Annotated in this window: 5 protein-coding genes; 3 read left to right on the top strand and 2 right to left on the bottom strand. The window is 76.9% G+C overall.

Annotation, left to right across the window (positions count from 1 at the left end; genetic code table 11):
- Window positions 1-197 precede the first annotated feature (197 nt).
- The 3 genes from eccE to ABZ641_RS05600 all read left to right on the top strand — a co-directional run bounded on the left by eccE (window position 198) and on the right by ABZ641_RS05600 (window position 4,649).
- Window positions 198-1,466: a type VII secretion protein EccE gene (gene eccE / locus ABZ641_RS05590; protein ID WP_359979403.1), complete on the top strand. Its 1,269-nt coding sequence runs from the start codon at window positions 198-200 to the stop codon at window positions 1,464-1,466.
- The gene (locus ABZ641_RS05595) at window positions 1,466-2,230 is read left to right on the top strand and encodes a hypothetical protein (protein ID WP_344627245.1); all 765 of its coding nucleotides are present in this window, start codon (window positions 1,466-1,468) and stop codon (window positions 2,228-2,230) included. Before eccE ends, ABZ641_RS05595 begins: the two co-directional genes overlap by 1 nt.
- Window positions 2,231-2,501: 271 nt before the next feature.
- Window positions 2,502-4,649 (top strand): MinD/ParA family protein, encoded by a 2,148-nt coding sequence (locus tag ABZ641_RS05600; RefSeq protein ID WP_359979405.1) that lies wholly within the window; start codon window positions 2,502-2,504, stop codon window positions 4,647-4,649.
- 72 nt (window positions 4,650-4,721) lie between these two features.
- Here ABZ641_RS05600 and ABZ641_RS05605 read toward each other — a convergent pair whose 3' ends face one another.
- Window positions 4,722-5,669 (bottom strand): bifunctional riboflavin kinase/FAD synthetase, encoded by a 948-nt coding sequence (locus ABZ641_RS05605; RefSeq protein WP_344627243.1) that lies wholly within the window; start codon window positions 5,667-5,669, stop codon window positions 4,722-4,724.
- 61 nt (window positions 5,670-5,730) lie between these two features.
- Window positions 5,731-7,770, bottom strand: a complete 2,040-nt coding sequence (locus ABZ641_RS05610) for a hypothetical protein (RefSeq protein ID WP_359979408.1) — start codon at window positions 7,768-7,770, stop codon at window positions 5,731-5,733.
- Window positions 7,771-7,824 lie beyond the last annotated feature (54 nt).

The following is a 7,824-nucleotide window of genomic DNA, read 5'->3' on the forward strand; positions in this document are numbered from 1 at the left end:
ACGGTGAGTACCGTAACGGGTACGGTTCACCGCCCGGCCAGCCGGGCCGTGACATCTGATCAGAGAGGGTCCATCGGGGGATGCCAAGCCAGACCGCTCCAGCTCGACGCAGCGCCTCGCACGGCCGCCGGCAGGACGGCCGGGGTGCCGATCCCGGCGGTCGTCGGGCCCGGTCCGCGGCCCCCGCGACCGCCCCGGTGCCGCTGCGTGTCCACCCCCGGCCCGGGCTGCTCGGCAGCCGGCTGCGGCTCCAGCAGCTGGTGCTGCTGGAGGTCGCCGCGGCCCTGGTCGCGGTCGGATGGACGATCGCCCCGGCGATGGCCGGCGCCTTCGCCGTCCCCGCCGTCCTGCTCGTCGTGGTGGCCCTGCTGCCGCTCGGCGGCCGCAGCCTGCCGGAGGCGATGCGCGTCCGCTCGGCGATGAAGGCCCGCCGCAAGGAGGCGCAGTACAACGTGCCGCCGCCGGGCACCGACCCGGCGCTGGCCCCCGCGCTGGAGGTCGAGCCGGCCCTGCGTACCTGCACCCACGTCACCGAGACCGACCTCGGCGACGGCCGTCCGATCCGCCGGGAGACCGGCATGGTCGGCGACGGCACCTTCTACACCTCGGTGCTGCTGGTGCAGGCGAAGGACCAGCCGCTGCGCCCCGCCCGCACCGCGCTGCCGCTGCCGCTCGACATCGTCTGCTCGGCCCTTCAGGTCGACGACATCGCCCTGGAGTCCGTCCAGCTGGTGCAGCACACCCAGCCCGCGCCGGCCCCGCACCTGCCGGACCAGTCGCTGGCCGCCCGCGCCTACCAGCAGCTGCAGGACGGCCCGGCCACCCCGGCGCTCCGGCTCACCTGGGTCGCGCTCAAGCTGAACCCGGAGACCTCGTCCACCGCGGTGCTCGCCCGCGGCGGCGGCGAGGAGGGCGCCCGCAAGACCCTCCAGCGGGTCACCGACCAGCTGGCCGGCCGGCTGAACGCGGCCGGGTTCACCGCCACCGTGCTGGACGAGCGCGAGCTGATCGCCGCGCTGGCCATCTCGATCTGCGCCAACCCGGTGGCCGTGGCCGGCCGCCAGGGCAGCGGCGGCGGCGGTGCGGCCGCCCGCCGCACCCAGGAGAGCAGCAAGTTCTGGCGGATCGACGACCGCTGGCACAGCACCTTCTGGATCTCCAAGTGGCCGCAGCTCAGCCGTCCGGGCGGCGCGCCGGGCCGGATCTCCGCGCCCGACCTGGTCAACCTGGTCACCGGTACGCCCGCGCTGGCCAGCACCTTCAGCCTGACCGCCAGCCGGGGCACCGGCGGCTCGGTCGCGCTCAGCGGCCACGTCCGGGTGACCGGCCGCAGCGAGAGCGAGGTCGCCCAGGTGGGCCGCCTGGTGGAGTCGCGGGCGCAGAGCGCCGGCGTCGGCCTGAACCGCCTCGACCAGGAGCAGGCACCGGGCCTGCTCGCCACGCTTCCCCTGGGAGGGACGTCCTGATGGCCTATCAGTCCTACCCCACCCAGGCGCCGCAGCCTGCCGCCGAGCCCGCCCGCCCGGCCCGGATCCGTCCCGGCTTCGGCCTGCGCGGCCCGCGCCGCGAGAAGCACGTGCTCACCACCGAGGACCTCGCCGCGCTGTCCTTCCCGGTCGGCGACGACGGCGTGGTGATCGGTGTCGACCCGCACCAGCAGCCCGCCGTGATCGGCCTGTTCCGCCCGCACGCCTACGACGTGGTGCTGGTGGGCGGTGTGTGGACGGCGCAGGTCATCGCGCTGCGCGCGGCCGCGACCGGCGCCCGGGTGGCCGTGGAGACCGGCCGTCCGCAGACCTGGGCGCCGATGGCGCAGGCCGCCGGCGGCGGCCAGCCCTGCGTGACGGTCCACCAGGTCGGCCGGCTCGGCCCGCAGGGCGCCTCGGTCGCCTCGCCGGTGCTGGTCGTCCGTGACCTCGGCGCCCGCCCGGCGCGCAGCCGGCTGTCGGCGGCGCCCTGGCAGACCACGCTGACCCTGCTGCCGTACCTCGGCCCGAACGCGAGCCGGGTGCTCAACGCGGCCGACCTGGTCGGTGTGCAGCGCATCTCGCCGCAGGAGGCGGAGGTCGTCGCGCGGGTGCTCTCGCTGGGCGACCAGGAGGTCGCCTCGCTGCCCACCCTCGGCGACAACATCACCCTGTGGGCGACCCGGATGCGCCAGCAGTACGTGATGACCAATCCGGGCGAGGCCGAGGCCCAGGTGCTGGGCGGCCCCCGCCGGATGGACTGACAGCACCTCACGGCACGGACGACGGTCCGTGCCCGCCGCGGCCGGCACGGACACCCGTGCCGGCCGCCACCGTTTCGAGCGGTCACGGCCGGGGACGGGAGGCAGGAGGGCGCACGTCGGGCGTTCACCCTTTGGACGGTTCCCGGTGCGACGATCCACCGTGCCCGCCGCGGTCCGGCAGCCGGTACCGCCTTCAGGTGACCGCGGATCACGTCCTAGTCTTGTTGCCCGACCCACCGCGAACAGCGGCGACGAAAACGAGGGAGCCCCAGTGAGCAGCGATCGGGACGGCGTCTACGTCGGCGACAACGCGGCGGAGGACGACGACGACTGGTCGGACGAGCCCGACTACGCTCCCCCGTCCTGGTACACGCAGAGCGCCGCGCCGGAGCAGCCCGCACCGGCTCCCGCGCCGTCCCCACCGCCGTCCGCGCAGCCCCCGGTGGTGCAGCCACCGGTCGCCGTCCAGCCTCCGGTGGCGCAGCCGCCCGCACCGGTGCCCGCTCCCGCGCCGGCCGCGGAGTCGGCTCCGGCGCCGGTGCCCGCTCCCGTGCCCGCCCCGGTGCCGGTGGCCGAGCAGCCGCCGGTCGTGCCGGCGCAGCCCGACGCGCCCGAGGCGGCCCGGCAGCCGGTCGCCGAGCAGCCGCCCGCCCCGGTGCCCGCTCCCGTCCCGGCCGCGGAGCCCGTGGTCGAGCCCGTGGTGGAGGTGCAGTCCGCCGCGGTGCCGCCGGCCGAGCCGGTGCCCGCGCCGGCCCCCGCTCCCGTTCCCGTTCCTGCTCCTGCTCCTGCTCCCGAGCAGCAGGCCGCGCAGCCGTGGCCGCCCGCGCCGCAGCAGACCCAGCCTCAGCAGCCCCAGCAGCCCGGTCCGTACGCCCCGCAGCAGCAGCCGGTGCCGCCGGGCCCGCAGCCGTACCAGCAGACGGGTGCGCCGCAGCCGGGGCCCTGGCAGCAGCAGCCGCAGCAGCAGGGTGTCCCCCCGACGGTTCCCGGTCCCGCTCCGGCGCCCGGTCCCGCTCCGGCGCCCGGCCCCGCCCCGGTGCCCGGTCCGCCGGTCGACCCGCGGACGGGCGGCTGGCCGCAGCCGCCGGCGTACCAGCAGCCGTACCCGCAGCAGGGCGGCGTCCCGCAGGCCCCGGCCGCCTTCCAGCAGGCCGGTCCGCAGCAGGCGCAGGCGCACGGCGCGGCGCTGGGCTACACCGCCGCGGTCGAGCTGTCCTCGGACCGGCTGCTGCGGGGGCAGCCGAAGGCCCAGCGCCAGCAGCCGCGGTTCCAGTTCGGCGGCAAGGCGGCGCAGGCCGACCGGGCGCGCAAGCTGGAGATCATCCGGACTCCGGTGCTGAGCTGCTACCGGATCGCGGTGATCAGCCTCAAGGGCGGCGTCGGCAAGACCACGACGACGACCTCGCTGGGCGCGACGCTGGCGAGCGAGCGCCAGGACAAGGTCATCGCGATCGACGCCAACCCGGACGCCGGCACGCTCGGCCGCCGGGTGAAGCGCCAGACCGGCGCGACCATCCGCGACCTGGTGACGGCCATCCCGCACCTGCGCAGCTACATGGACATCCGCCAGTTCACCTCGCAGGACCTGCACTCGGGCCTGGAGATCCTGGCGAACGACGTCGACCCGGCGGTCTCCACCACCTTCGACGACTCGGACTACCGCCAGGTCATCCAGACGCTCGGCCAGCACTACCCGATCATCCTGACCGACTCCGGCACCGGTCTGCTCTACAGCGCGATGCGCGGTGTGCTGGACCTCGCGGACCAGCTGATCATCGTCTCGACGCCCAGCGTGGACGGTGCCTCCAGTGCCTCGACCACGCTGGACTGGCTGTCCGCGCACGGTTACGCGGACCTGGTGCAGCGCAGCATCACGGTGGTCTCCGGGGTCCGCGAGACCAGCAAGATGATCAAGGTCGAGGACATCGTGGCGCACTTCCAGACCCGCTGCCGCGGCGTCGTGGTGGTGCCGTTCGACGAGAGCCTGGCGGCCGGCGCCGAGGTCAACCTCGCCATGATGAAGCCCAAGGTCCGCGACGCGTACTTCGAGCTGGCCACCCTGGTCGGCGAGGACATCGCCCGCACCCAGCAGGCCCAGCAGGCCGCCTGGGCGCAGCAGCAGGGCTACGGGCAGCAGCAGCCGCAGCCGTACCAGCAGCAGGGCTACCCGCAGCAGCAGCCGCAGCAGCCGGGCTACGGCTACCCGGGGCAGCCCGCGCCGGGTACGCCGTGGACCCCGCAGCCGGGCCAGGCACCGCCGCCCGGCTGGGGCCAGCAGCCGCCGCAGGCCCAGCCCGGCGCGCAGCCGCTGCCGCAGGAGTGGCAGCAGCCGCAGCAGCCGGGGTACGGCTACCCGCCGCCGCAGGACGGCCAGCAGCCCCCGCCGCCCGGGTACGGCTACCCGCCGCCGCAGCACTGAGCCCGGCGGCACACAGCACGCAAGCAGGCCCCCGACAGCACCTGTCGGGGGCCTGCGGCGTGCTCGGGCGCGTCAGCCGGCGGTGTCGGTCAGCACGCGGGCCTGCTTGACGTCGTCGGCCATCCGCTCCAGCAGGTCCTCGATCGAGTCGAACTTCTCCATGCCGCGCAGGTAGGCGAGGAAGTCGACGGCCACGTGCAGGCCGTACAGGTCGAGGCCGACCCGGTCGATGGCGTAGGCCTCGACGGTGCGGGCGGTGCCGTCGAAGGTGGGGTTGGTGCCCACCGAGATGGCGGCCGGCATGCGCTCGCCGTCGGCGGTGAGCCAGCCCGCGTAGACGCCGTCGGCGGGGACGGCGCTGTGCGGCACGGTCTCCACGTTGGCGGTGGGGTAGCCGAGTTCGCGGCCGCGCTGGGCGCCGCGGACGACCACGCCCTCGACCCGGTGCGGGCGGCCGAGCACCTCGGCGACGCCGGCCATGTCCCCGGCGGCGACCAGTCGCCGGCACAGGCTGGAGGAGAACGCCTCGCCGTCGCCGGCGCTGCCGCTCACCTGCAGGTCGAGCACCTCGACCTCGAAGTCGTCGGTGCGGCCGAGCTCGGTGAGCAGCGCGACGTTGCCGGCGGCCCGGTGGCCGAAGCGGAAGTTCGGGCCCTCGACGACGGCCTTCGCGCGCAGCGCGTCCACCAGCACCGACCGGACGAAGAACTCCGGTGACTCCTGGGAGAATTCGAGGGTGAACGGCAGGACGAGCACGGCGTCGACGCCGAGCCCCTCGATCAGTTCGGCCCGGCGGGGCTGCGGGGCGAGCAGGGCCGGGTGGCTGCCCGGCCGGACGACCTCGCTGGGGTGCGGGTCGAAGGTGACGACGACGGACCTGGCGCCGAGCTCGCGGGCCCGCTCCACCACCCGCTCGATGATCAGCTGGTGGCCGCGGTGCACACCGTCGAACGATCCGATGGTGACGACGCTGCGCCCCCAGTCCCCGGGGATCTCCTCCAGGCCACGCCAGCGCTGCACCTGACCGCTCCTTGTTCCTCTGCCGCGCCTCGGGAGGCGCTCGAACACTCAACCCGAACCCCTATAGCGTGCCATGAGCCCGTCCCTGCTTCGGCACCGGAATGGCCTCGGCGCGGTCGGCGGCCCGTTCGGCCTCGGCCGCGGCGTACTGCGGGTCCCGGCCGGCGGCGGCGAGCTCGCGCAGCCGGGCGGTCAGCGGGCCGTCCGGGGGCGGCGGTGCGGTGTCCGGCCAGTCGGCGAGTAGCCGGGCGAAGGCGGCCGTCCGGCCGGCGGCCCGGACGAGGGCGGCGTCGGCCGCGGGCCACCGTCCGGCGATCCGGCGGACGAGGGCGCGGGCCCGCTCCGGATCGGTACGGGCGCAGCCGTCCGCGAACCGGTCGAGGACGGCGCCGAGCACCCCGGGGTCGCGTTCGGCGGCGAGCAGGGCGTCCAGCAGGCCGGCCCGGGCGGCGGCGTCGGGGCCGCCCTGCACGGCGAGCACCGGGGCGAAGACCTTGCGGACGGTCGCGGGGGCGGTGACCAGCTCGGCGACCAGCGGCCGGGCGTCGTGCCCGGCGGCCAGCAGGACCTCCAGGTGGGCGGCCAACTGCCCGGCGCGTTCGGGGTGTTCGCGCAGCTGACGGGCGGCGAGCAGGACGCCCTCGCGGACGGTCCGGGGGTCGGTGGCACCGGCGAGCAGGCGCAGCCCGTCGGCGACCGGCGCGGCGGGGGCGGCGAGCCTGCCCCGGACGGCGGCCAGCACGGCCCCGGGGTGGTCGTCCAGCGCGGGGGCGAGTGCGGCGGCGCCGAGGAAGGGGTCGTCGGCGGCGTAGGCGTCGAGGGCGCGCGGCAGGTGCGCGGCCCGGTCCTCGGGGTCGTGCAGCAGCAGGGCGAGGGCGGCGCCGTGCAGGGCGGGCTCGTCCTCGCGGCCGAGCAGGGTGAGCGCGGTGAACCGCAGCAGCCGCCGGCCGGCCGGGTTGGCGTGCGGGGCGGTGCGCAGCGCGTGCACGGCGGCGGCGATGTGCCGTTCGGGGCGCGGGTCGTGGCTCCACCGGTCGACGGCGCGGCAGAGTGCGGAGGGCTCGTCCTCGGCGAGCCGGGCGAGCAGGGCGTCGGCCCGCGGGTGGGCGGCACCGGCCAGGGTGTCCGTCAACTCGTCGACGGCCAGCCTGCGGTGGGCGTGCAGCAGGTCGTGGGCGAGGTCGGCGACGGTGGCGCCGGTGCCGTCGGCGAGCGGGCCGGTGTCGGCGAACCAGGCGCACAGCAGCGGTTGCACGGTGACCGGGTCGGCGGCGAGCAGCGCGGCGGCCGCGGCCCGGTACGGCCCGCCGGGCGGTTCGGTGCGGACGAGGCCGCGCAGCAGGTCGATCCGCTCGGCGGGGTCGAGCGGCAGGGCGGCCCACCAGGCGGGGGTGAAGGCGGGGTGGCCGGCGAGCCGGGCCAGCAGCGCCCGGTGGGCGCCGGGGCGGGGCAGCGCGGGCAGTACGGCGGCGAGCAGGCGGGCGGCCCACCAGGCGGCCTCGCTGCCGGGCGCGGCGGTGGCCAGGGTGTGCTGCAGCCGCTGCAGGTGCCCGGCCAGGGCGGCCTCCTCGCCGTTCTCGGCGCATCTGCGCAGTGCGGCGGCGACCGGGCCGAGCCGGTGCCGCGGCACCCCGTGGCCGGTCGGGTCGCCGTGGCCGGCCGGAGCGGCCGGGGCGGCGGGGCCCGGGTCGAGCAGCAGGCCGAGGGCGCGGTCGAGGTCCAGGTGGCGGCCCTGCAGCCAGTCGGCGTGGTCCTCGCGGGCCAACCGGTGGCCGTCCCCGGCGGCGACGAACAGGCCCTCCGCGAGGACGGCCGGGCCCCAGCCGCCGGCGGCCGGGAAGAGGTGCTCGAACTCGGCGGCGGTCAGCCCGGCGTGGCCGGCGCCGAGCAGCAGCCTGGCGGCCTCGTGGACGCGTCCGGCGAGGGCGGCGGCGGTGCGGCGCAGCCGGCCGGTGTCCTCGCCGCCGAGCGGCGGTGCGCCGCGGCGGTGGGCGCCGGGGCGGCGGTCCTCGGCGGCGCGGATCCGGCGGGCGGCCCGCAGGCAGACCAGGTCGAGGTGGGCGGCGTAGAGCTCGCCGCGGCCGGCCAGAAGCATGTCCACCCACGACTTCGTCGCGATCGGGCTGGGTCCCTACAACCTGGGCCTCGCCTGCCT

It is taken from the genome of Kitasatospora sp. NPDC007106 (assembly GCF_040634455.1).
Taxonomy (GTDB): Bacteria; Actinomycetota; Actinomycetes; order Streptomycetales; family Streptomycetaceae; genus Kitasatospora; species Kitasatospora arboriphila.

What these genes read in the sequence shown, in the direction of transcription:
- ABZ641_RS05595 (WP_344627245.1), top strand. Translation starts at nt 1,466, where the DNA reads ATGGCCTATCAGTCCTACCCCACCCAGGCGCCGCAGCCTGCCGCCGAG.